A 24,176-nucleotide genomic window follows, 5' to 3' on the forward strand; every position below is an offset into this window, starting at 1 on the left:
CGGCTCAGCCGAGAGGGCCAGCCCACCCGAGCGGGCCAGCCCACCAGCAGCCGCACCGCTGCCGGTCAACCCCACCATCGACCTCCACCAAGCCCACCACTACATCCTCACCGCCTGAGCACGCCCCCGCCGGCGGCTGACGATGAGGCTGGCTGCGATGGTGACGGTCAGAACAGTGCCGATCACTGCCATCGAAACGCCGATGGTGACTTCCGGCACCGGTACGGGCTGCCCACCATTGATGAAGGGCAGGGTGTTCTCGTGCAGAGCATGCAGCACCAGCTTGACGCCGATGAACGCCAGGATGATGGACAGGCCGTAGGACAGGTAGATCAACCTGTCCAGCAGCCCGCCGATGAGGAAGTAGAGCTGACGCAGCCCCATCAGAGCGAAGGCGTTCCCGGTGAAGACCAGATACGGCTCCTGGGTGAGACCGTAGATCGCTGGGATGGAATCCAGCGCGAACATCAGGTCGGTCATACCGATGGCTACCAGGGCCAGCAGCATGGGGGTGACCATTCGCTTGCCGTTCAGCTTCACCGTCAACCGGTCACTGTGGTACTCCTCCGTGGTGGGAAGGATGCGCTTCATCAGCCGCACAGGAGCCGAATCCTCCGTCGTCTCCTCCTTCGACCGCGCATGATCGATCACCAGCTTCACCGCGGTGTAGACCAGGAAGATGCCGAATAGGTAGAAGACCCAGGCGAACGCGTTGATGGCGGCAGCACCCACAGCGATGAACGCGCCCCGCATCACCAGGGCGATCGCGATACCGATCAGCAGGACCTTCTGCTGATAGGCCCGCGGGACCGCGAAGCTGGACATCAGCACCAGGAAGACGAAGAGGTTATCGACCGAGAGCGCCTTCTCCGTCACATACCCGGCGAAGTACTCACCGCCGAACTCGCCGCCCCATACGTAGGTCACCAGCACACCGAAGAGCACGGCGAGTCCCACGTAGAAGGCCGACCAGAAGCCGGATTCTTTCAGGCTCGGCTCATGCGGGGTCCGCACATGGGAGAAGAAGTCGAAGACGAAGAACGCAGCGATCACCGCAACGGTGATCAGCCACACGGACAGGGACACATCCATTCAAGGACCTCCGGAACTCGGGCGCCGCAGGGTGCGGCGCGGTACCGGAGGTCTCTCCCGCCGCCGGACTCACCGGCGGCCGACGGCCCCGGAACTGATGTCAGTACGTGCTGACGAGACCGCCGCGAGTGGGATACTCCCCTCCACCAGCACGAGTATACGTCCTGCTGCGGCTATGCCTGCATCAGCCGTCGTCGTTCCTGCTCCACGTCATAGTCCGCCGCCGGCCAGGTCAGGTTCAGGTCCCCCAGCGCTGCGATCAGCAGCTCCTGCACTGCCAGTCGCGAGTACCACTTGCGGTCGGCCCCCACCACGTGCCAGGGCGCATAGTCGGTGTCCGTGGCCTCGATCAAGGACGCGTAGACGGTCTGAAATGTGGCGAACTCCGCGCGCGCGTCAGCATCGGAGGGGTCGTACTTCCATTGCTTGTGGGGCCTGTCCAGCCGCGCCAGCAGCCGCTCCAGCTGCTCCTCGGCGGAGATGTGCAGCATCACCTTCACGATGACGAACCCACGGCGGACCAGCTCGCGTTCGAACATCTGGAGCGTCTCCACCCGCTCAGCGAGCACGTCCTCGCTGTGCGTGCCGGCGACCGCCGGCACCAGCACGTCCTCATAGTGGGAGCGGTCGAAAACGCCCACATGGCCCGGTGAGGGCAGACGCGCGATGATCCGTTCCAAGTAATGCCGCCGCAGCTGGGCAGGGGTGGGCTTCCCGAAGGCTGCGACGCTGACTCCCAGAGGATCCATGGCGCCGACCACGGAGCTGACCGTGCCGCCCTTGCCGGAAGCATCCATTCCCTGCAGCACCAGCAGCAGCCGCGGTCCGCGCTCGATCCCCTCGATCGCCTTCTCCACCTTCGAGGGGAACAGCTGGCTGCGGCGGGACTCCTCGGCGTCGTCGTCTGCGGAGGCGCGCTCGGCGATCGCCTCGACCACCGCCTGCCGCTCGCTCTCCGGTGCGGCCAGCACATGGGCCCACAGCAGCTCCTGCAGCTCAGCCAGCAGCTCGGAACGCGCCGCCAAAGCCTTCTGGCCCGCTTTCTTTCCCCCGCGGAACCCGGTCTTTGCGCGGGTCGGGACATCGGAGAGCTGAAGCGGGACCGGGTGCTGGCTCACCCGCCACAGGCTGCGCGGGTCAGCCTCGAAGGGCACACCGCTCTCCGCGTCGGGCCCGGGATAACCGGTCAGCTCCACATGCAGGCTCATTCGCATCTCCTCCCAGAGAGCCAGCCTAGTGGGCGCGAATGTCACCGCCGATGTCCGTGACAGGTGGCAGAGTGTCAGACATGGAACTCCTACTGCTCGGCGTCCTGCTCGGCGCCGCCGTCACGTTTATGCTGATGCGCCGCCGCGGCCGCCGCGAGGCCACAGCACTGCGCTCCGAGCTGTCCTCGGCCCAGCAGGACCTCTCCTCAGCTCAGCGGGAGCTGGCCTGGGCCACCGGCCAGCTCCAGGAGATAGAACGACGGCGGCAGCAGGAGGCCGAAGCCGCCCGCGAACGCGAATCCCTGGTGGAGATGCTGCAGCCGGTGCGCGAGGGGGTCACCGAGGTGCGGCGGCGTGTCCAAGAGATCGAGCGTGAACGCGCCGCCCAGCACTCCCAACTGGCCGAGCAGCTGGCCCGCGCTGCGCAGTCCGATGCCAAGATCATCGAATCCACCCAGGCGCTGCTGGGTTCTCTGCACTCCACCTCGGCGCGCGGGCACTGGGGTGAGGTGCAGCTGCGGCGAGTGGTGGAGGCAGCCGGGATGCTGCCGCATGTGGACTTCACTGAGCAGCACTCCGGGCACGAGGGCGCCCTGCGTCCCGATATGGTGGTGCACCTGCCGGGCCGCAGGCAGCTGGTGATCGACGCCAAGGCGCCGCTGAACCCCGCAGACCCCGCAGCTCAGGCCAAAGCCCTGCGGGCCCGGGTCGATGAGCTGGCCAAGAAGCGCTACTGGGAAGCAGTGGAGCTCTCCCCCGACGTCGTGTTCTGCTTCGTCCCGGCTGAGTCGCTGCTCTCCGCCGCGCTGGAGGCGGACCCGGCGCTGCTGGACACCTCCCTGGCCAAAGGTGTCACCTTGGTCTCGCCGGCCTCGCTGCTGGCATCGCTCAAAGCGGTGGAGGCCGCCTGGCGGCAGGAGCGCCTGGCGCAGAACATCAAAGAGGTCGTGGACCACTCGCGCGAGCTGTACACCCGGCTGGCCAGGATGAGCAGCTATCTGCAGGACGTGGGCCGGCGCATCACCCAAAGTGTGGAGGCCTATAACCGGCTGATCGGCACCGTGGAGCTGCGTGTGCTTCCGCAGGTGGAGGCGCTGAGCCGGCTCGAGGTGGAGGAGGAGAGTCCCGCCGAGCTGGAGGACCTGGGAGAGACCCTCTCCGTCTCACGTGTGGATACTCAGGTCCGCCCCCTCGGGCCGCGGCTCAGCGAGGCTACAGACTGAGCCCGAAGACCCAGATCAGCACGGTCACCGACACCAGGGTGATCACGACCACCGAGGCGACGTTGAGCCACAGTCCGCCTTTGACCATCTGGCCGATGGTCACATAGCCGGAGCCGTAGGCGATCGCATTCGGCGGGGTTGCCACCGGCAGCATGAACGCGCAGGTGGCGGCCAGCGCCACAGGTGCCGCAAGGATCAGCGGCTCTACGCCGGTGCCCATGGCCACGCCGGATGCCACCGGCAGGAACGTGGCCGCCGTCGCAGTATTGGAGGTCATCTCGGTGAGGACCAGCACGCCCAGGGCAGCGATCGCCACCAGCACCCACACGGGAATGCCGGCCAGGGCCTCCATCTGCGTGCCCAGCCAATTGGACAGTCCCGAGGAGCCGAACTGTCCCGACAGCGCCAGACCGCCGCCGAAGAGCAGCAGGATGCCCCAGGGCAGCTTCACCGCGTACTCCCAGTCCAGCAGCCGCACGCCCTTCTTAGCGTCCCCACCGGCCGGAAGCAGGAACAGCAGCACTGCGATCGTCATGGCGATGCCGGCGTCGCTGATGAACGGTTCGGCGTCCTCACCGAGGACCTCCATGGTGATCAGCAGCTCGGTTGCCAGCGGGATGGTGACCCAGGAGGCTGCGGCGAGCACGAAGATCAGCAGCACCCGGATCTCTCCCTGACTCATCTTGCCCAGCCGGTCCAGCTGCTCACGGATGAGGTCCCGCCCGCCGGGGATGTCGTCGATCTCGGGGCGGAAGATCACCTGGGTGAGCATGAACCACGCGAAGGCCATCATCACCACCGATACCGGCACTCCCACCAGCATCCACTGGCCGAAGTTGATGTCCATATCATGGTTGCTGCTCATATGGCCGGCCAGCAGAGTATTGGGCGGAGTGCCGATGATGGTGCCCAGCGAGCCGATGGATGCGGCATAGGCGATGCCCAGCATCAGGGCCGTGCCGAAATTGGACTTGATGGCATCCTTCTTGCCCTGCTCCTGGTCCGCTTCGGTCTCGGCGGCATCGGCGGGGTCCTCCCCGGCGAGGATCTTGCGCACCAGCATCAGCACCGAGATGCCGATCGGCAGCATCATCACCGCTGTAGCCGTGTTGGAGACCCACATGGAGAGGAATCCGGTGGCGATCATGAAGCCGGCGATGAGGTTAGCCGGCTTCGATCCCATCGCGCGCAGGGTGACCAGCGCGATGCGGCGGTGCAGGTTCCAGCGCTGCATCGCCAGGGCCAGCATGAAGCCGCCCATGAAGATGAAGATGATGTTGTGCCCGTAGGAAGCGCCGATGTCATCGACCGAAACGCCCCCGGCAGCTTCCTCGGCGGAACCGAAGTCTCCTTCCGGCACCAGCACGGGGAAGATGATCAGCGGCAGCAGAGCGGTGGCCGGGATCGGGATGGCCTCAGTCATCCACCACACCGCCATCAGTACCGCGGTGGCTGCGGTCAGCCGGGGCCAGACCTCCAGGTCCCCCGGCATGATCGCGTAGACCAGCAGTGCCAAGGCGATGCCGCCGAACAGCCCGATCAGCCTGCGCAGCAGGGTGGGCTTGGCGAACCCTTCAGCCTGCAGGCCCGCCGACATGGCCGCCTGCTCCCGCTGGGACTGCTCAGCGGGGTCGTACTGCTTCAGATGGGCGCCGGTGACTCGGGAACGCGGGGGCGTCATCGTCATCTCCTGTGCTCTGCGATACGGCAGCTGACAGCACACACTGTGACAGAGTTCACCGACGCTGTGCCAGGCTGACCCTGCACCCGGGGTTGAACTAATTTCTGGGCAGCACCAGGGCCACCAGTACAGTGGCGGTCAGCGCCAGCGCCATGACCATCCCGACCGTGCCGGGCCAGCCGGCGGCATGCAGAAACGTTCCGCCCAGGAACCCGAAGACAGAGGATCCCCCGTAGTAGCCCAGGTTGTACAGCGACGCCGACTGGGACCTGCCGGCCACCGCCGAGGCGCCGGCCCACCCGGAGGCCACCGCATGCGAGGCGAAGAACCCGGCGGTGAGCACCACCATGCCGAGGATGATGACCCCCAGGTGGGGAATCAGCGTCATCGCGACCCCCGCCATCATCACTAGGTTCCCGGCGATCAGCACCGGACGCCTGCCGTGGCGGGCCGCCAGCGCCCCGGCCCGCGGCGAGGAGAGGGTGCCTGCCAGATAGGCGAAGAAGATGAAGGACGCCAACCAGATCGGCAGGGAGAACGGCGGGGCGGCCACGTGAAAGCCCAGGAAGTTGTACATGGCCACGAACCCGCCCATCGTGAGGAACCCCTGGAGGTAGATCACCCACAGTGCGGCAGAGTGCAGATTGCCGAACAGCGCAGCAGCCGCGGCGCGAACTCTGGTGCCGCCGGGAGTGAAATGCGCTGCGGCGGGGGCAGTGCGCAGGAAGATGAGCACGCAGACCACCGCCAGCGCGGTGACCACCAGCATGCCGGGCTTCCATCCCAGCTGCTCCCCCACCGGGGCGGCAATCACACGGCCGGACAGCCCTCCGATCGTGGTGCCGGAGATATAGGTCCCGGCCGCCACCGCCGCTGCCCGCGGACTGACCTCCTCATTGAGGTAGGCCACCGCCAGGGCAGGGATCCCGCCCAGCATGAAGCCCTCCGCGAAGCGCATCACCAGCGCCAGCGGAAAGCTGGGCATCACCACGGTGAGCAGCGCGAACAGGCACGCCAGGCATATGGCGGTGCCCATAGCGGGTTTCCGGCCCATGGCGTCGCCGATATAGGACCACGGGATCACACCGGCGGCCAGGCCCAGGGTGGCGGCGGAGATCATCAGCGCCGCGCGGTCCGGAGGGACCTGCAGGTCCTCGGCGATCAGCGGCAGCAGGCCCTGCGGGGAATACAGCTGGGCGAAGGTCGCCACCCCGATGAAGAACAGTGCCGCCAGCAGACGCCGGTACCCCGCAGTGCCCGGCTGCAGCCGGCTCACAGCAGGATCACTCCCCGCACAATCGCCGCGGCCCCGCCCAGTCCGGCAAGCGTCATCGCCAGGGTACGTGCCGCGGAGACGGGCACCCGCCTGGCCAGTCTGGCCCCGATCACCGTGCCCACCAGCACAGTGGCCACAATTGCGGGGGCCAGCCACAGCAGCGGCAGCCCGGCCTCGCCGCTGGCCTCCACCGAGCCCAAACTCAGCTTGCTGAGCACCGAGGCGGCGCCCATAGTCATGAAGATCGGCTGCAGGGTGGCCGCGAAGGACCGCTGCTCCCAGCGGGCCAGCCTCGAATAGATCACCATCACCGGGGCCGCCACGCCGGAAGTGGTGTTGAAGAACCCGCCCAGCAGGCCTGCGATCACCGCCGGGGTCCGGCTGGTCCATTCCGGCAGACGGCGCAGACTCACGGTGACCAGCAGGGCGATGACCACAATGGATCCCAGAATGATGGAGAGCCACCCCGCGGACAGTGCCCCCACCAGCCAAGCTCCGGGCCAGGCCCCGACCAGTGCTGCGGGGATGATCAGCCAGAAGCGACTCCAGCTGATATGCGCCCAGACGCTGAGCATGATCAGGAACCCGGAGACCACAGTCGTCTTATTGGTCACCAGCACGCCGAACGCCGGCCCCAGCAGCAGCGAGAGCACCGGCGCGACGACGAGCCCGACTCCGGTTCCCGAGAGCCGCTGCAGCACGGTGCCGGCCAGCACGGCGGCGACGATCGCCGCCACAGTGCCCACAATGCTCACCGGGCCATCGTAAACCTCAGGGCCGAACGCGGGCGGCGGCAGGGGTGGGGCGCGGGCTCAGTCCTGGCGTTTGCGTCCGCCGCGGCCCACGTCCTCATGCCCGGCCTCCTGCAGGGCCTTGCGGATCTCCTTGGGCAGGGAGAAGACGATGTCCTCCTCGGCGGTGACGATCTCCTCCGGTTCGCCGTAGCCGTAGTCGGCCAGCAGGCGCAGCACCTCCTGGACCAGCACCTCGGGGACCGAGGCCCCGGAGGTCACTCCGATGGTGGCTGCCTCGGTGAACCAGGACTCGTCCACCTGGTTGGCGAAGTCCACGCGCTCGGCGCGCTTGGCCCCGTACTCTTCGGCCACCTCTTTCAGGCGCACGGAGTTGGAGGAGTTGGCGGAGCCGACCACGATCACCAGATCCGACTCCGGGGCGACCTTCTTGATCGCCGCCTGACGGTTGGACGTGGCGTAGCAGATGTCATCCGAAGGAGGATCCTGGAGATTCGGGAACCGCTCCCTGAGCTTCTGAACCGTCTCCATCGTCTCGTCCACCGAAAGCGTGGTCTGCGAGAGCCAGATGAGCCGGTCCGGATCTGGAACCTCGATCTGGTCGACCTCCCACGGACCGTTGACGATCGTGGTGCTCTGCGGCGCATGCCCATAAGTGCCCTCCACCTCCTCGTGACCGTCATGGCCGATCAGCAGAATGTGGTAGTCGTCCTTGGTGGTGAACCGCACCGCCTCCCGGTGCACCTTGGTCACCAGCGGGCAGGTGGCGTCGATGGTCTGCAGCCCACGCTCCTGGGCGGTCTGCTTCACCGCAGGCGAGACCCCATGGGCGGAGAAGATCAGCAGCTCCCCCTCAGGGACCTCATCGGCCTCCTCCACGAAGATCACACCCTTCTCCGTGAGGGTGTCCACCACATGCCTGTTGTGCACGATCTCTTTGCGCACATACACCGGGGGGCCGTATCGCTCCAGGGCCTTCTCCACGGCGACGACGGCCCGATCGACTCCTGCGCAGTATCCGCGCGGGGCGGCCAGCAGGATGCGTTTGGGACCCTCGACGGTGGTGGCTGCGGCGATCTCCTCCGGGCTGCGCCGCTTGCGCGGCACCTGCGGGGTGGGCACCGAAATGTGCTTGCGGCGCTGGACGGCGGGAGCTTCCGGGGTGGTGGTGCTCATGCGCGCCAGTCTACCGGCCGTGGCTGAACACGCGGAACGGCGACGGCGGCGAGAACTCCCATCACGGCCAGGAACCCGCACACCCCGGTGAAGATCCACCAGGACGGCTGAGCCCACTCGGTGAAGCGCGTCTGGACGTGCTCCAGCAGCGCGGCGGCTGCCTGCGGCATGCCCTCGGAGTGCGTCAGATCCGGTGAGGCCGCCGTCGTCGCAATCCACAGTCCCAGCGCACCCGCGGTCAGCGCCCCGACGGCCAGTGCGATCCACCGGGTCCTGCGCGGCCCGATCGCCAATCCCAGCGCTGCCAGCACCGCCGCCGCGCCGGCGAAGAGCATCCAGTGCTGGCTGGCCGCAGCGGCTGTGGCCCAGGTGTAGGGATCGGCGCCCTCATCCGTTGCGGCTTCGATATCGACGACGAACTCCGGAGTGGGGATCTCCACATCCTCGGCGTCGAGGCCGGGCAGCAGCTGCAGCACCGATTCGGCCTGCTCCCGCAGCGGGGCGGTCATCGCATCGGTGACCGGGGTCAGCTCCACGCTGAGGTCCAGCTCGCGCACGTCACCGGTGGTGCCGCGGGCAAAGATGCCCTCCAGCTGCGCGGTGTAGTCCTGACGGGTGGTCTGCAGCACCTCGTCCCAGGCGGCGATGGTGCGCTCATTGTTCAGCACCTGATCGACCACCGGTCCCACCAGGTGCTCGAGGCCGCCCGGCACCAGAGCGCCGAGGGCGTCCGGCAGGGAGGAGACCGTCTGCTCCACCAGCATCTGCGACACCGCCTCGGAGAACGCCTCATCCTCCGGCAGCGCACCGGCGATCTCGCGGACCGGCTCCGGTTCGCGCAGCAGCTGGTCCACCTGGTGGCCCGCCAGGGCGGCGGCAGAGAGCACACCGGCCAGCAGCAGGCACAGCAGGCTGATCACACGGCGCATTCTTTCGTCTCCTCACCAGCAGGCGGGGGCATCTGCGGTGTCGGGGGCAGGCAGTAGTCTGTAGGGAGTATGAACTACCAGGAGCCGCACGCCAAAGCTCGCGCGCCGCTGTCGGCCATGCCGGCCTCGTCCCAGGAGACCTCGGAGGAGACACCGTGGCCGCTGAGCCACTTCTCCGGGAAGCTGCGCGCTCATATCGACCGGGTGACCCCCACCTGGGTGGAGGGCCAGCTGGTGGAGTTCAACCTGCGCAACGGGACCGCGTGGATGACCCTGCGGGACCTGGAGCAGGAGATCTCCTTCACCGCGGTGGCCTGGCGGAATGTGGCCGGCGGGCTGCAGGAGAAGGGCCTGGCCCCCGGCTCCCGGGTGGTGGCGCTGGTCAAGCCCTCGCTGTGGGAGAAGTCAGGGCGTCTCTCCCTGGTCACCCACCGCATGGAGCCGGTGGGGCTGGGCGATCTGCTGGCGCGGGTGGAGCGGCTGAAGCAGCAGCTGGCCGCCGAGGGCCTGTTCGACCCGGAGCGGAAGAAGCCGCTGCCGGTGCTGCCGCGGACCATCGGGGTGATCACCGGCCGGGACTCGGATGCGAAGAAGGACATTCTGCGCAATGTCACCGCCCGCTGGGCCGCAGCCCGGTTCGCAGTGGAGGAGGTCGCCACCCAGGGTCCGGCGGCTCCTGCGGAGGTTGCCGCGGCTCTGCAGCGTCTGGACGCGGCCGAGGGTGTGGACGTCATCGTCATCGCACGCGGCGGCGGCGCGCTGGAGGAGGTCGTCCTGCCGTTCTCCGACGAGCGGCTGGTGCGTGCCGTCGCCCAGGCGCAGACCCCGGTGGTCTCGGCCATCGGGCATGAGGCCGACCGTCCGCTGCTCGATGAGGTCGCCGATGTGCGGGCTTCTACGCCCACCGGGTCGGCCAAGCTGCTGGTGCCGGAGGAGGCCCTGGAGCGGGAGAACATCGCCCAGGCCCGCACCCGCATGTCGCAGGGGCTGCAGCGCCGGCTGACGCGGGAGGCCGAATGGTTGGAGACGATCCGCTCCCGGCCCGTCCTGGCCCGGCCGGAGGAGATGATCACCCAACGTGCTGAAGCTGTGCACAGTCTTCGCCACCGCGCACTGGTGTGCACCCAGACGGCGGTGGACCGCGCCCGGGATTGGGTGGCCGGAACCCGTTCGCGGGTGACCTCGCTCTCACCGCAGTCGACATTGGACCGCGGCTACGCAGTGGTGCAGCACCAGCGGCAGATCATCCGCGACGCAGGGCAGCTGCAGCCGGAGAAGACGGTGCAGGTGATGGTGGCTCGCGGCGAGTTCTCTGCAGTTGTCACCGATGTCTACAAGGAGCCCACAGATGAGTGAGTCCCCCAGCAACGCACACTTCAGCACCGCTGAGACTGAGGACATTGAGCAGATGTCCTATGAGCAGGCTCGCGAGGAGCTGATCGCCGTGGTCACCAAACTGGAGACCGGCGGCGCTCCGCTGGAGGAGTCCCTGGCCCTGTGGCAGCGCGGAGAGGCGCTGGCCGACCGCTGCGAGCGCTGGCTCGACGGCGCGGCCGAACGTCTCGACGAAGTCCGCCGGCAGCTGTCCGGGCCCGAGGCTGACGAAGAGGACTAGATGTAGTTCCTCGACACGTTGCGAACGGGTTTGAGCAGAAACGGAGACCTCCGATATCGGTGTGGGCAACCACACCCACAACCCAATACAGAGGTCTCCTATGGTTCACCGTAGTGTTCCGTTGACTCCTGCTGGTAGGGCCCGGATGGTCCTTGAGCAGGGCTGGCCCCAACACCGGGTCGCTGAACGGTTCCAGGTCTCAACAACCTTATTCGTCTTCACCACCTTTCGCCGGAGTCCATTTCCAGCGATGGGGCTGATGGAGTCCACGATCGGGCTCTACAAGGTCGAGGTCATCGACCACGAGAGGTCCACCTGGTCCTCGTGGAGACAGGTCGAGGCCGCCACCGCCGAGTGGGTCTACTGGTACAACCACCAACGCCTGCACGGCAGCCTCGCAGACATCCCCCGGAGGAGTTCGAGCAGGCCTACTATGATGCTCACCAAGACCGCAGCAACACCGCTGCAGCCTGATTCACCGAGCCTCCATCATTCCCAGGCCGATTCAATCGCGATGCGCAACTGGCCAGAGCATGCCCCAGGCCATCCACTTCTCACTGGCCATTGACACCAGACCAGGCCCAAAACCTAAACAGCGAATCTGGGGCCCCAGACCCAGGTTCGCCTGCTCTTTCAGTACAGCAGCAGCCCCAGCACCAGCGTCCCGGCGATTAGGTGGGGACCCAGCGCAATATGTGAGCGCCGGTGCGCCCGCCCGCGCACGATCTGAACCACGCCGTAGAGCAGACCGAAGAGAAGCCCCATCACGATGCCCATCACAGTAACTACGGGGCCGTGCCAGCCCAGGACAAGGCCCGCGGAGAGCATCAGCTTGACGTCGCCGAAACCCAGCTGTGAAGGTGCCAGAACAAACAGCACAAAGAAGAAGAGCACCGATCCCACAGAGCATGCCACCGCCATTGCCAGGCGCAAAAAATCACCACTGAGAACGGCGGAGCTCAAGAGGACCACGAAGCATGCCGCCGCCAGGGGCAAGGTGATGATGTCCGGAAGTCGCCGCTCCCGCCAGTCGATGGCGGCGAGGAGGGGACCCGTTGCGGCAAAGACCACAGGTGCGCCCTTGGCCGGCCACGGGCTGTCGGTGATCACCATCGCCAAGGAGGCGAGCACAAGAGAAGCCCCGGCAATGGATACCCAGAATCGCTGTGAGGCAGCTCCGTGTACTAGAAGGGGGAACATCGGGACTCAGCTGGTGAGGCGGATCTCGAAGAGTCTGCCGATCTCTGAGGGGTCATAACTCACTCCACCATGACCTCCAGCCCGATAGATCACTCGCACCGCGCCAAATCCCGCCCCAGTGCAGCGTACCGTCCAGGACTCCAGTTCCTCCTCATCCTCCCCGTCCCATTCAGCTGACCCGCGGCAATGCACCCCCGGACGCAACCGCACCTCAGCAACAGCAGAAGCACTCCCCCGCGGAGCACCCACCAGCCGATCACCAGTACCAACCACTTCGGTCTGCTCAGACACAGTCTCCACTGATACCCGAATCGCCCCAGGCTCGGGCACCAGGACCGAATAATCCGCCACCCGGGAATTGCTGTTGGCGCGCGCATACCCCACCGCAGAGTCATACCCATACAACGAAGCTGCCTCACCAAAGAAGCCAAAAGGAAGTACCCGCACCGGATCGCCCGGATCCGACGGTGGACGCTGACCGTTCACCCAAGCCTGAATCCACTGCTGCCGCACCGAATCGGCAGCACCAAGGGCTGCCGCGTCAGCTGCCTTCTGCGCCTTCCCGCGGGCGTCGCTGGCCTGACCAAGCACCATCAGCCCAATACCCATCAGCAGCACCGCAAGCCCAAGAAGGACGACGGCCAGAGAAACCTGACCGTCGTCCTTCCGCACTAGGCGTTTCATAAGCGCACTCACAAAGTCAAGCCGTCAGCCTTCCCCAGCGAACCGGCCACTCACCTGCTCAATGATGTTATTCAGGGCATCGGTGATCGAAGAATTACCGGTGCTGCTGAACCACGAAGCCACAGCAATCACCACAATAGCGATCACCACAGCAATACCCAGGTACTCAATAGTGCCCTGACCATCCTCACGACGGTCGTTCATAGCGTTCTGCAGCTTGAGGTACAGAGAAGACATGTCAAAAGTCCCTTCCAAGATTCCAATCCAATTACGCCGCACCCTCTCCGGTGCCTCGCAGGATCCAGCATTCCAAACGCCACCCCCTCAGCCCAGGGTCACCAGGCCCAACCCAAGACCCAATCAGCGTGGCAGTGCTATTGGTCGGTTTCCTCGCCGAGTCGCTCAAGGACGGCCTGGGGCATCTGGAACTGGTTGCTTTCTGCAATGCGGATGGTCATCTGGCCCTCCTGAAGGTTCTCCGGCAGTTGGAACTCAGCGAAGAGCGGCGAGGGCTGTGGTCCCAGCCCGGGACCGTCTGCAGCCACTTCTGTGCACAGGCAGTGGAGCGGCCCTGCTGAGACCGGGAAATGCTGTTCACCGGCCTGGTCATCGACCAGGCTGATATTGGCAGCCGTGGGGAGACTCGCTGAGAAGTAGGGGTTCGGTCCGAAGTGTTCACCTGTATCGATCGAATGGCTGAAGGCTGACTCGTCGTATTCCTCGTCCTCAGGTGTCGCGATGGCAAACCGCATCATGACACCGTCATCGGAACGCGCAGCGTCGAGAATGTCGAAGCGCACCCGCAGATCGCTGGGATCATCCTCTGGAGGATCCAGAAGGTAGGAGGCCAGCGCGCCCTCGGCGGTTTGGGTCTCCTCAGCTTCGGGAAGCTCCTCAATCTCCTCGTAGCCAAGATCAATTTCGGTGCCGGAATCCTCCTCCACCACGGTGTAGCGGAAGCTCACCCGGCGGTTCAGCGCCCGGTTCTCCGGCAAGTCGTTGCCATCAGCGTCCTCATTGGGCACCAGCGGGCGGTTGAAGCTGTGCCCCTCGGTCTCGATAGTGATCCCCTCGTCCAGCAGCGGTTCGATGACTTCTGCCACCGCCTGGGCGCGGTTCTCGGACAGCGGCTGATTGACGTCGTGGCCATCGACATTATCCGTATGCCCCTCAATGACCACTGTCTGACCAGCCGCTTCGGCATTGAGCTTCTGGGCGGCATCTTCAATGATGGACTGCGCCTCATCTGTCAGGGTGTGCTCACCGAATTCGAACAGCACATCAGATGGCAGCGTGACCTCCTGAGTGTCACCGTCGATGACTGTGGTGACACCGGTGAGGCTGCGTGAGCGCGCTGTCAATGGAGTGATCCGCTGGTACCGGGCATCGGCGCCGTAGATCGCCGGGAGTTCACTGTTCTGCCCCACAAAGCGGGACAGGCCGTCCTCAGGCAGTTCGAAGGGTTCCCCTTCGCTGACCGGAACATCCTTCAGCGGTTCAACCCACTGGCCCGCCAGCACATCCACCTCATCGGATTCAGGTGCGGGGAAATCAACATAGATCAGATACGTTCTAGACCCCGCCTCGTTGGATCCGCTGGTGACCGAAGAGCATATGCAGTTCGCTGGCAGACTGGCGGTCTCGAAATCACCGCTGGTGTCTTCCACCTCTGGTTCAGCCTCTGGATCAAAGGAACGCTGACCGTCAGTTCTGAGCGGTTCGATGAGTTCCCCGGCCTCGCGATCCACCAGGCGCACCCATGGCTTATCCGGGTCGGTCACAGCGCTGAGCGCCCGCAGTGAGTCCGGCCTGAGCCACTCCCCGTCCTCGGGCTGCAGCCAGGCCAGCACCAGGCGGGCATAGTCGCCATCACGATCAAGAGACAGCACCTGCATTTTCGCCGAGGCACGCTCTCCGCCGGCGGAGCTCTGCGGTGCTTCCACCACCGCTTCTGCCACCGGGTCAGGCAGCGTGTTCGCACGCCAGAAACCCCCCGAGAGCGCATACTCCGGTTCTTCCTCCTGCCCCTGGTCGTCCTCGGACGCGGGGTCGGTGGGCTGCTCCTTCTCTGCAGACTCCGTCTCCTCTGGCGCCGCAGCCGCGCTGCCCTCCTGCTCAGGTTCAAGACCATCCTGCGGGGCACAGCCGGCCAGCAGCACGGAGCCGACGACGGCCCCCGCCAGTAGGGCGCGATAGGAACGCAGCACGCCTCCAGGATGCGCGGCAGTTCGCGATGTGTAAGCACTCATGTATCTAGCAGTCCCTCCGTCTCATCACACGATCATTCTTCGGCTCAAACCAGGATTTAAGGCACCAAACCTGAACTACAGCTGGTTGCGGAACCAAACGCTGACAGCCTCGGCGCGAGACCCCACTCCCATTTTTGAGAAGATCCGATTGATATGGTTCTTCACGGTCTTCTCACTGAGGAAGAGCAGCGCGGCAATCTCCTTATTGGGAAGACCATCGGCCACCAGCTCCATAATCTGCGACTCGCGCCCACTGAGCCCGAAGGGAGAACGGCCCCGGACAACCTCTGCGAGCTCCGACTGGTGCGGCTCAGCCGGAGCTTCCGGCAGCGTAGCAACCCCCTCTCCGCTGGGCACTTCAACCGGCACCGCTCCTGCCATGATCGCTGTCACTGCGCTGGGGGACATCAGCGATGCTCCCGCGGCGACCGAGTGGAGGGCCTTGGAGAGATCCTCCATCTCGATCTCGTTGTAGACCACGTACCCCCGCGCCCCATTGCGCAGGGCTGCACTGACCACCTCATGCTCCTCGCTGTGGGTGAGCATCACCACCGGGCAGCGCTCTGAGATCACCCTGGTGGCCTCCACTCCGTTCATCACCGGCATCCGCACATCCAGCAGGCAGACATCGGGCTTGGTCTGCTCTGCAAGCTCAATGGCTTCCTTACCGTCGGCGGCCGCTCCCACCAATTCCACATCCGGCAGAGCGTTGAGGATCTGCGCCAGTCCTGTGCGAACGACGCTGTTGTCGTCTGCGATGAGGACGCGGATTGCACTCATACTTCTTCCTTCCAGCTCAGCGGGATGGACAGGTTGACCACAGTGCCCTGTCCCGCTTTGGAGATGATCGACACCTTGCCCTGGACCTCTTCCGCCCTTTCCTGCATTCCGATAAGCCCGTAGTGATTCGTTTTCCGCGCACCCTTTGTCTTGAAGCCCCGGCCGAAGTCCCGGACTGTCACCTTCAGCTCCTTCGCTGAACACTGTGCCGAGCATTCCAGTTTTTGAGAACCAGAATGGGTCGCAGCGTTACACAGTGCTTCTTCGGCCACTTTGTGGGCCGCGTAACGAATATCCAGCGGTAGGTTGACACAATTTTCCACGTCAAGGTCCGCCTGGACCCCGTACAACGCCTCCACCTCATCCACCAGGGCTTGCAGAGAATCCGCCAGTGGGGGAACTGATGCGTCACGCAGATCTGTCAGGAGCTGCCTGGAGTCATGAATCGCTTGTGCTGCTGCCTGACTGATCATGGTCGCTTCCTCGACAGCCTTGCCGGTCATCTTCATTGCTTTGGCCTGAAGCGAGATTCCCTCCAAGCTCTTCACCAGGGAGTCGTGAAGCTCACGGGCCAGCCGGGAGCGCTCCTGCCCCAAGGCTGCGTCCGCGGCAGCAGATCGCGCCTGCTCAACAGTCGCGTCAACTTGTCGTTGCAATCGCTGCATCGCCCGGCCAACATAGGTGGCGCTGGCAAAGAGCGCCATCGAGGCCAGGACCGCAGGGGGGCTGACCACCCAGCCCCCCTCGACCCCGCTGATCACAAGGACCACCGACAGAAAGCCCACAGCCAGGAGTGCTGTGAGAAGAACCTGTCCAAGAGTAGGAAAGAAGAGTCCGATCAGCACGGCAGTGGAGCCCAGATAGCCTGTATAGGCGGTGGGTGACTGGGTGCTGGCAAAGATCACCAAGGTCAAGACGATATCCACCGCGACCAACAGCGGGTGCCGAGAGATGAACGGTGCCGCTCTCTCCCATCCCAGCAGTGTGGCCAGGGACGCACTCACTACCACCAGTAGGAGCACCATTTCGCTCAGGCTGCCGCCTTCAGCTGCGGCGACGGCCACGGGATATGTACACACCAGCCGCAGCACCAGAGCGATTTTGCCGCATTTGATGAGCACATAGCCGGCCCTGCGGTCACTGGGCCGACCGCCGGCGGTCCGAGACGTCACCATGAGTCTCCAAACATCGCGCCCAGATCGATATCAGCGGTGTAGTAGATGCTGACCAGCATGAGCACCAGTGTGCCGGGCACCATGACCAAGGTGACTACTGCGGCAATCTTCGGCGACGCCTTGGACGCCTGCTGGCGCGCCCGCTGCGCGCGCTTCTGGCGGATATCGGTGGCGATCTGCTCCAGAGACTCCACCAGCGGAGACCCAAGTTCCTCAGCCTGCATCAAGGAGGTCACGAAGGCCTCCATTGCTTGGGATCGAGTGCGCTCCTTCAGCTCTCGGAAAGCGTCATAGCGGGAGGTCCCGACATCCAAGTGGCGCATGGTCAGGCGCATCTCGTCGGCCAGCGGACCTTCGGTTCGTTCGATAACTCGCTGCAGAGCGCCCCTGAAGGACAAGCCGGCTGACACAGTGACAGAAAGGACATCCAGGAAATCGGGCAGGTCGCCTTCGATGGTCTCCTGCCGCTTCCGGCCGGCGGACTGCAGAGCCAGATCCGGGAGGAAGAAACCCAGCACTACCAGCAGCAGACTGAGCCAGAGGTTCTGCGCCATCATGAAGACAGCGACGCCACCGAGTCCGAAGATCAGCAAGAGTCTGGCTTTCATAGCGAAGAAGTCTGCTGCGGTGGGGAACTGATCCGCCTGCGCGTACATCAGGCGCTTGGTGATGAACCGACTGTACCCGTCACCCATCAGCCCGGAGATCTCCGGACCCAGCCACTGGCCGAAGGCGGTGAAGGGACTCTTGCGGCGTCGCCTCCTCACGGGTTCCTTGATCAGCAACCGGTCTTCTTGGGCCAGGTGCCCCAAGGGATCGGCGCGTACCAGCGTGTAGCCGCGGACGGCCAGTACAAGAACGACGGCAGCGGCAGCGCCCCAAAGTGCCGGATGCATCAGATATTCACCTTGCTGATCCGATTGATCAGGATGAGACCGATGGCGTATGTGATGCCGGTGAAGACCAGGGTGATCTGCCCCAGCAGGCTGCTGGTGAGGTCATAGAGCAGGCCCGGTGAAATCAGATTGAACAGCAGCACGAGACCCACGCCCAGCCCCACCACCATGTACCCGGTGTAGCTGGACTGAGTCACCAGCGTGCGGACTTCGCGGCTGGTCTCCTTGCGGTCTTCCAGGGCCTGGGCCATGCCCCGCAGCGCAGTGATCAGCGAACCGCCCGATCGCTGGGAGATGACCAGAGTTCCGATAAGCACTGTCAGATCCCTGCCGGGGATGCGGCTCTCCATACGCTCCAGGGCTACATCTATTGGGGTTCCGATGGCCAGTTCATGATTGAGCATCGCAAGTTCACGCCCAGCAGGATCCGACATCTCCGCTGCAGCGATCTGCAGGGCAGTGCGGATGGAAAGTCCTGCATTGGTCGAGTTGGCCAAGATTCGGGCCAGTTCCGGCAGCTGCTGAAGGAACAGCCTGTACTGACGCTGCTGCAGAAAAGTCAGCAGCAGTCCCAAGCCGGCGGCCACCCCCAGTGCCATGAGCAACGCCCAGAGCACCGTCACCTGAGTGTGGGCGATGAAGAATGCCCCCATGACCAAGGTCAGTCCAATGACCGCGTACTCCAGAGGCATGAGTGACCGCAGGTTCGCCTCCACCAGCTGCGTGGTGAGGCGTCCGCCCAGAGCAGTCCTTCCGAACGCCTGGTCCAGCGGCCGCAGGATACTGCCGCGGAACGTTCCGCGCAGCCCGCCGGATTCGGCACGGACCACCGCTGCTTGATCGGCAGAGCCGGAGGCGAAGAGAACCAGGCCGATGCACGCAATGGCGAGCACGCCCGCCAGGACCAGCAGAATGACATCGGGGGCCACTTAGACGGTCACCCCCGGCTGGCGGCAGGCTGCTCCGTCCTCGACAGGTATATGGGCCGGCAGAGGGTTGCCTGAGAGCCAGAGCCGATCTGCCAATGCTGCCGGAACTGCGAACTGGCGGACCGTCCCCCGCACCTGACGGTCTGGACCGGGGGGCTCCTGTTCGAAGCGCATCAGTGGCCGCAGGGTGAACTCCTCCCGTCGGGAAGAGGTGACCGTGGAGATCTCCACCACGCGTCGTGATCCGTCGGCGCCTCTGTTCAGCTGGACGATGATGTCCACCGCGGAATTGATCTGGTCACGGATTGCATCGTAGGGAACATCGAGCTCGCTCATGGAGGCCAGGGTCTCCAGTCTGGAGACGGCGTCTTCGCTGTTGTTGGCGTGCACGGTGACCAGGGATCCGTCGTGGCCGGTGTTCATGGCCTGGAGCATGTCCAGGGTTTCGCCGCCGCGGACCTCACCGACGATGATGCGGTCGGGCCGCATACGCAGGCTGTTCCTCACCAGGTCGCGGATGGTGATCTGTCCCTTGCCTTCGATGTTGGCAGGACGGGATTCCAGACGGATGACGTGGGGCTGCTGCAGCTGCAGTTCCGCAGAGTCCTCAATGGTGACAATGCGCTCACGGTCGGGAATCTGGCCGGACAGGGCGTTCAACAGCGTGGTCTTGCCTGTGCCGGTACCGCCGGAGACCACAATGTTCAACCGACCTCGCACGCAGGCCCTGAGCAGTTCCGAAGTCTCCAGGGAGAAGCTGCCCTTGTCGACCAGGTCGGACAAGGTGAACGGCGTGGGGAACCGCCGGATTGTCACCGCAGCACCGTCCAGTGACAGCGGGGGCACAATAACGTTGACACGTTCACCGGTGGGGAGGCGTGCATCCACCATGGGCGAGGATTCATCCACCCGGCGGTTTACGGCCGCCACGATGCGGTCGATAGTCTGCATGAGCTGCTCATTGCTGGAGAACCCGTACTCCAGGCGTTCCAGCCTCCCGGCCCGTTCCACGAAGATGTCGTCTGGGCCGTTGACCATAATCTCAGTGACGGTGGGATCAGCCAGCAGCGGCTCCAGGATGCCCAGACCCAGCGCCTCGTCCACCACTTGGCGAATGATCGCCTGCCGCTCCCGGCCGGATAGCACCGGTCCGCGGCGAGACAGCAGATGACTCATCACCCGCTCGAGGCGGACCCGCTGCTGCGTAGGCTCCAGACGCGAGAGCTCGGCCAGGTCGATCTCTTCCAGCAGCAGTCGGCGGTACTCGGCAGCAGCCCGCTCCTGGACACCTCCACTGCCCTGTACGGCTCCGACCATTGTGCCGCGGGACCTGCTCCGCTTAGCCGCTTCTGCGGCAGCCGCCGAGTTCTGAGCCTCATCTGCGTCCGACGCCCGGGCGCCCTGCCTGAGGCGATGGGCCTCAACTCTGCGCAGAAGTGCCATCAGCGTGCCTCAATGATCGGCATGGTGGCCGAACGGTTGATCGTGGTCGAGGGCAGCGCGTCCCCCAAAACTCCAATACGGATGATCGGGACGTTGACTTCGGCCTGGCAGGTCACCCTCGAAGTATGGGCCGACCTGTTGCAACGGATCGAGGATCCTGGCTGCAGCGAGCGGCTCAGCGCATTCATGCCCGAGGAATATCCGCTGCCGACGGAGATGGACTCCGCCCGGGCAGCGTCACGGGCTGCCGAATTGGCCTGGCTCAGCGCATGCATGGCAAGCAGTCCCTGCCAGGCAAAGAACACCATGAGCAGAACGAACACCATGGTTCCGGCGAATTCGATGCTCAGAGAGCCCCGCTCCTTACTGTGCCGCGGGGTGCGAGGGTGAGTATCTGCGTATCTCACGGTTCCTCCAGGATTCCTGCGCTGGCACTGATGGGCAGGGCGCTGCTCCTCGCGACGGGCAGCAGCACCGGGGTGTTCATCGAGACCTGGACCCTCCCGTCGGGGGACTCGTGGACTGATAGTCCCTCCCGCCAAGGTCCGGGCGTGCTGGCCTCCGCGGCTTCGACGATGGAGTGTCCCACCGCCGCAGCACGTGCGGCTTCGCTGGCGGTATGGGAGGCCATCACCCAGGTGGCACCGACCAGCACCGCCTGGAAGGCGATGGCGGCGAGCACCAGGACCATGGCGAAGATTCCGATGAGCTCGATGCTGGCCTGGCCACGCTCACGCTCAGTGCGTGCAGCGCGCCTGGTCTGGGCGCCTGGGCCGGTGAGCTGAAGCTCTCCGTTTCCAGGCAGCCGGCTCTCCGCCGCCTCGGCCTGGCGCGATGGTTTCCGGTCCTTCTTGGCGCGGCGCTCCTTCCGCCCCTCGCGGGAGGGCTTGCCACGGGGGCTCTTAGCCAGCGAGGCTGGAGGGACCACTTGCATTTCACGCCCCAGGTCTCTGACCTTCTGGGTCCACTCGGAGCCGGCCACTGCCGGCTCCCGTCGGTTGACCGCCTGCTCAAGTGCCCGGTCCATCCGGGGCAGTACGGTGTCGTAGGTCTGCAGCGCCACGATCTTGCGAGCGGACTCGGGCTGGATGTCGCTTGTACGGTGGACACCGTTGAGAACGACCTTCACGCTTTCCGAGCGCCGGGCTCCGATCCGTTCCCAGAGAGAGACCAGACGGCGCACACCACGCAGGGACAGCACATTGGCCTGGGATACCACGCAAACCTCGTCTGCCATCTCCACTGCAGTGGCGTTGGCTTCTCCCATGACCGAGCCGATGTCGACCACCACGACGTCGAACCATGAGCGCAGCACCCCGAGGATCTTCTTGGCTGCAGGCTCAGTAATGGCTTCACCTTGCTCTCCTTCCACCGGCCCAAAGAGGACGGAGAGCCCGTTGGGATGGTCGAAGATCACATCGGCGATGAAACGGGGCGAGAGCTCGTCGATCACGCTGAGCAAGTCTGTGATGTCTCTCTGCCTGGGGGCGTCGATCAGAATGGACTGATCCGGCTTCTGCAGATCAAGATCGACCAAAATCACCTTTCGGCCTTCGGTCTGTGCAGCCTCTAGCGCGAGGTGCAGCGCCACGGTTGAGGACCCTGCCCCACCTTTAGCGGAGGCGACGGCGATCATCTTGCCGGCACCCAGTGCGCCGTCGTCCTGCTGGCTGCGCTGGACGGCTTTCCGAAGCGAGCTGCTCCATGACACAGCTGCGTGGACGCGTGCCGAGACATTCTCAAAGTTCAGCGGGTACGTGATGACGCCTCGGGAGCCTGAGTCAAGAGCGGTGGCATAGTCGGTGCTGGTGGGCTCCTTGACCACTGTCAGTACCGCAATGGAGGGGTAGCGGCCGGAGACTTCGGCCGCTAGGTCCCACATTGGCATCGGTGTAGAGGACTCATCGATCACAAGCACATCCACACCGTCAGAACCGTACTGGGCCAAAGCAGCCAGCAGCGCCTGGGTGGACTGATAGGAGCGGTCGACATCGAGTCCAGAGTCGGACAGTGCTTGCCGGACCTCCCACGCCCGCTGGTCGTCCCCACTGCACAGCATTGCTTTAGCCATCAGTCGCCCTCTTCCTCAGCGTCTTGCTCCTCGCCCTCTTCGTCTCGCGGTTCAGGTGCTTCCTGAAAGTTCGGTCCCAGGTCGGGGTCCTGGAATGACTGATCGCTCTCCTCGAAGGCGGTCCCTGTTTCGTTGTTGCCTGAACGGATGATGCGCATCGAGACGGCGAAAGACTCTCCATAGGCCAGCTTGGTTGCCTCTCCGATTGTTACGGCGAAGGTCACCGGCACCACCATGCCCGGATCTCCGCCTTCTGATGCAGCGCCCGCGGCGACCCCGGCATCCACCGGCTGCCCCACGGAGACGATCTCAGCATTCTGGACCAGAACGCCGGAGACGTTGTAGGGAATATCCGCGCGGCGGTAGGAGACGTCCCCGACTTCTGGGCCACCGCGGTCCCTGGCGAAGGAAGCGACGACATCGACCCTGTCGCCCGGTTGCACGCGTCCGTGGATGCCTTGGTCGCCTTCGAAGTTCACCGAGATTTCACGTTCGCCATCCTCCAGCGAGGAAGCCGGCTCAATCATGTCGGTCTGCAGATATGAGTTCGCAGCGATGGCGGAAGAGGCTTTCATCCCCACCAGATCTTCCTGCTGGGTGACCATCTGATCGTTGAGGTACTTATCCGGCACCTCCCGAGCCTCAACAAGACTCAGGTCGATGGGCTGGTGAATACCAACATCTTCGGTTGTGACATAGACCTCGGTGGTCGGACCCACCTCGGCGCGCACCTCACTGACGTAGGAGGTGACGCCGAGGAAGACGATCACGGCACCGATCACAGCGATGATCAGCGTGATCACGCCGCGCAGCTGTTTGGGGTTCACCCGTTGTCCTCCTGAAGATCATGCTCGGCCGAGTCCTCATCCACCGGCGCGGAAAGGACTGGAGCGGTGGCGCCCACCAACTCGCGGGCAGGAATATCATCGGCCGCCGGCTGGGCTTCGATGGCCTGTCGGGCAGCTGCGCCCAGGTTGCTGGGCGCCAGGACTATCTGGGCGGTGTCCTTCGAGCCCCACCAATCGGGATGCTGATTGGGACGATAGACAATGTCTTTGGGAGCCAGATGCTCCAGCACTTTCTCCAGCGCCACATTGACCCGGGCACCGCGCTTCTTCTGACTGACGGACTCCGCGACCAGGGCGATGCTGGAGGATTCGGCAACATCCACATGCTGGAGCGCCTTCTCCGGCTTCTTAGCGGACAGGGGACGGACCCGCTCACCCCGTTCGGCAAGATAGGTGCCTCCCGGGATCCAGCTGCGCGCGTGCAGCCACAGCGGCACCTTAGGTTCGTTCATATCGATCACCGTGGGGGTCACAGCCAGGCAACGAATCTGTGATTCCAGGACCGCAAGTGCCGGAAGGATGAGCCGGGCCGGCAGCGCCTTCATCAGCGGCTGGGCCATCTCATGCAGCACTTGGGCTCCCAGCGGGGAAAGTCGCGTGGGATGAAACGCGATGAGCGTCTCTTCCCGAGCAGCTCTGGCCTGATAGACCAGGCGCCTGCTTTCAGCGTGCGAGCGATGAGGGCTGATCAGCACCACCCATGAATCTGCACCACGGTGAATAAGCTCAAGTGCATCGTCAATGGAGCCCGGCGCCATCGCCACTACCCCAAGCGACGGCGCATTCTCCGTTCGCATTATCAGTTATTGCCCCCACGTCATATAACTGTCGTTCAGTCCCGCTCGAGAATAGTGTAACCACAGAGGTCACGTGTAAATGTGACGCCCGGCCTAATTCTGAGGCCGATCGGACAGAACTTGGGCCCCAGATTGAGACCCGCGCCCCATAG

At 64.7% G+C, this 24,176-nt stretch carries 23 protein-coding genes and 2 pseudogenes; 5 read left to right on the top strand and 20 right to left on the bottom strand.

The window, feature by feature from the left end:
- Window positions 1–99: 99 nt before the first annotated feature.
- Both Q1K09_RS05205 and Q1K09_RS05210 read right to left on the bottom strand, forming a co-directional pair.
- Complete coding sequence (locus tag Q1K09_RS05205) at window positions 100–1,092, bottom strand: TerC family protein (RefSeq protein ID WP_300343818.1); 993 nt, start codon at window positions 1,090–1,092, stop codon at window positions 100–102.
- A gap of 173 nt (window positions 1,093–1,265) precedes the next feature.
- On the bottom strand, window positions 1,266–2,300 hold the full coding sequence (locus Q1K09_RS05210; protein WP_300343819.1) for a PPK2 family polyphosphate kinase: 1,035 nt from the start codon (window positions 2,298–2,300) through the stop codon (window positions 1,266–1,268).
- 80 nt (window positions 2,301–2,380) lie between these two features.
- Here Q1K09_RS05210 and rmuC point away from each other — a divergent pair, with 80 nt between their 5' ends.
- Complete coding sequence (gene rmuC, locus Q1K09_RS05215) at window positions 2,381–3,523, top strand: DNA recombination protein RmuC (RefSeq protein ID WP_300343821.1); 1,143 nt, start codon at window positions 2,381–2,383, stop codon at window positions 3,521–3,523.
- Here the strand turns inward: rmuC and Q1K09_RS05220 are convergent.
- The 5 genes from Q1K09_RS05220 to Q1K09_RS05240 form a co-directional block, all read right to left on the bottom strand.
- Entirely contained in the window at window positions 3,513–5,120 is a 1,608-nt protein-coding gene (locus Q1K09_RS05220; protein ID WP_300343907.1) for a DASS family sodium-coupled anion symporter, read from the bottom strand. The two genes, rmuC and Q1K09_RS05220, sit on opposite strands and share 11 nt — an antisense overlap.
- Before the next feature lie 181 nt (window positions 5,121–5,301).
- Window positions 5,302–6,480, bottom strand: a complete 1,179-nt coding sequence (locus Q1K09_RS05225; protein ID WP_300343822.1) for an MFS transporter — start codon at window positions 6,478–6,480, stop codon at window positions 5,302–5,304.
- Window positions 6,477–7,235, bottom strand: coding sequence for a sulfite exporter TauE/SafE family protein (locus Q1K09_RS05230; RefSeq protein ID WP_300343823.1), 759 nt, complete (start codon window positions 7,233–7,235; stop codon window positions 6,477–6,479). Before Q1K09_RS05230 ends, Q1K09_RS05225 begins: the two co-directional genes overlap by 4 nt.
- A 57-nt stretch (window positions 7,236–7,292) precedes the next feature.
- A complete protein-coding gene (locus Q1K09_RS05235) occupies window positions 7,293–8,408 on the bottom strand; it encodes a 4-hydroxy-3-methylbut-2-enyl diphosphate reductase (protein ID WP_300343825.1) in 1,116 nt (371 codons plus the stop codon).
- Complete coding sequence (locus tag Q1K09_RS05240; RefSeq protein ID WP_300343826.1) at window positions 8,405–9,337, bottom strand: hypothetical protein; 933 nt, start codon at window positions 9,335–9,337, stop codon at window positions 8,405–8,407. The genes Q1K09_RS05235 and Q1K09_RS05240 overlap by 4 nt, the downstream gene beginning before the upstream one ends.
- Window positions 9,338–9,406: 69 nt before the next feature.
- Between Q1K09_RS05240 and xseA the strand changes: the two genes are divergently transcribed.
- The 4 genes and pseudogenes from xseA to Q1K09_RS05260 all read left to right on the top strand — a co-directional run.
- The gene (gene xseA, locus Q1K09_RS05245; RefSeq protein WP_300343828.1) at window positions 9,407–10,693 is read left to right on the top strand and encodes an exodeoxyribonuclease VII large subunit; all 1,287 of its coding nucleotides are present in this window, start codon (window positions 9,407–9,409) and stop codon (window positions 10,691–10,693) included.
- Window positions 10,686–10,952, top strand: coding sequence for an exodeoxyribonuclease VII small subunit (locus Q1K09_RS05250; protein WP_300343829.1), 267 nt, complete (start codon window positions 10,686–10,688; stop codon window positions 10,950–10,952). The genes xseA and Q1K09_RS05250 overlap by 8 nt, the downstream gene beginning before the upstream one ends.
- Before the next feature lie 100 nt (window positions 10,953–11,052).
- A pseudogene (locus tag Q1K09_RS05255) lies at window positions 11,053–11,154 on the top strand (IS481 family transposase); the annotation flags it as partial.
- A gap of 54 nt (window positions 11,155–11,208) precedes the next feature.
- Window positions 11,209–11,349 (top strand): annotated as a pseudogene (locus tag Q1K09_RS05260) (integrase core domain-containing protein); the annotation flags it as partial.
- Between the two features lie 236 nt (window positions 11,350–11,585).
- Here the strand turns inward: Q1K09_RS05260 and Q1K09_RS05265 are convergent.
- The 13 genes from Q1K09_RS05265 to Q1K09_RS05325 all read right to left on the bottom strand — a co-directional run bounded on the left by Q1K09_RS05265 (window position 11,586) and on the right by Q1K09_RS05325 (window position 23,799).
- Window positions 11,586–12,065, bottom strand: coding sequence for an A24 family peptidase (locus Q1K09_RS05265; RefSeq protein ID WP_300343908.1), 480 nt, complete (start codon window positions 12,063–12,065; stop codon window positions 11,586–11,588).
- Window positions 12,066–12,158: 93 nt separating this feature from the next.
- The gene (locus Q1K09_RS05270; RefSeq protein ID WP_300343830.1) at window positions 12,159–12,836 is read right to left on the bottom strand and encodes a pilus assembly protein TadG-related protein; all 678 of its coding nucleotides are present in this window, start codon (window positions 12,834–12,836) and stop codon (window positions 12,159–12,161) included.
- Between the two features lie 24 nt (window positions 12,837–12,860).
- The gene (locus Q1K09_RS05275) at window positions 12,861–13,073 is read right to left on the bottom strand and encodes a hypothetical protein (RefSeq protein ID WP_300343831.1); all 213 of its coding nucleotides are present in this window, start codon (window positions 13,071–13,073) and stop codon (window positions 12,861–12,863) included.
- 137 nt (window positions 13,074–13,210) lie between these two features.
- Window positions 13,211–15,043, bottom strand: a complete 1,833-nt coding sequence (locus Q1K09_RS05280; protein WP_300343832.1) for an OmpA family protein — start codon at window positions 15,041–15,043, stop codon at window positions 13,211–13,213.
- Between the two features lie 117 nt (window positions 15,044–15,160).
- The gene (locus tag Q1K09_RS05285) at window positions 15,161–15,865 is read right to left on the bottom strand and encodes a response regulator transcription factor (RefSeq protein WP_300343833.1); all 705 of its coding nucleotides are present in this window, start codon (window positions 15,863–15,865) and stop codon (window positions 15,161–15,163) included.
- Window positions 15,862–17,040, bottom strand: coding sequence for a histidine kinase (locus Q1K09_RS05290; protein ID WP_300343835.1), 1,179 nt, complete (start codon window positions 17,038–17,040; stop codon window positions 15,862–15,864). Before Q1K09_RS05290 ends, Q1K09_RS05285 begins: the two co-directional genes overlap by 4 nt.
- Window positions 17,034–17,936, bottom strand: a complete 903-nt coding sequence (locus tag Q1K09_RS05295; protein ID WP_300343836.1) for a type II secretion system F family protein — start codon at window positions 17,934–17,936, stop codon at window positions 17,034–17,036. The genes Q1K09_RS05290 and Q1K09_RS05295 overlap by 7 nt, the downstream gene beginning before the upstream one ends.
- Complete coding sequence (locus Q1K09_RS05300; protein WP_300343838.1) at window positions 17,936–18,865, bottom strand: type II secretion system F family protein; 930 nt, start codon at window positions 18,863–18,865, stop codon at window positions 17,936–17,938. The genes Q1K09_RS05295 and Q1K09_RS05300 overlap by 1 nt, the downstream gene beginning before the upstream one ends.
- Window positions 18,866–20,182 carry a CpaF family protein gene (locus Q1K09_RS05305; protein WP_300343909.1) on the bottom strand — a complete coding sequence of 439 codons (1,317 nt, stop codon included), beginning with the start codon at window positions 20,180–20,182 and terminating at the stop codon, window positions 18,866–18,868.
- A 125-nt stretch (window positions 20,183–20,307) separates the two neighbouring features.
- Window positions 20,308–20,715, bottom strand: coding sequence for a TadE family protein (locus Q1K09_RS05310; protein WP_300343839.1), 408 nt, complete (start codon window positions 20,713–20,715; stop codon window positions 20,308–20,310).
- A complete protein-coding gene (locus Q1K09_RS05315; RefSeq protein WP_300343840.1) occupies window positions 20,712–22,379 on the bottom strand; it encodes an AAA family ATPase in 1,668 nt (555 codons plus the stop codon). Before Q1K09_RS05315 ends, Q1K09_RS05310 begins: the two co-directional genes overlap by 4 nt.
- Complete coding sequence (gene cpaB, locus Q1K09_RS05320; protein ID WP_300343841.1) at window positions 22,379–23,206, bottom strand: Flp pilus assembly protein CpaB; 828 nt, start codon at window positions 23,204–23,206, stop codon at window positions 22,379–22,381. Before cpaB ends, Q1K09_RS05315 begins: the two co-directional genes overlap by 1 nt.
- A complete protein-coding gene (locus tag Q1K09_RS05325; protein WP_300343842.1) occupies window positions 23,203–23,799 on the bottom strand; it encodes a hypothetical protein in 597 nt (198 codons plus the stop codon). The genes cpaB and Q1K09_RS05325 overlap by 4 nt, the downstream gene beginning before the upstream one ends.
- Between the last annotated feature and the right edge of the window lie 377 nt (window positions 23,800–24,176).

The organism is Nesterenkonia sp., from assembly GCF_029265375.1.
In the GTDB taxonomy this organism is placed as follows: domain Bacteria; phylum Actinomycetota; class Actinomycetes; order Actinomycetales; family Micrococcaceae; genus Nesterenkonia.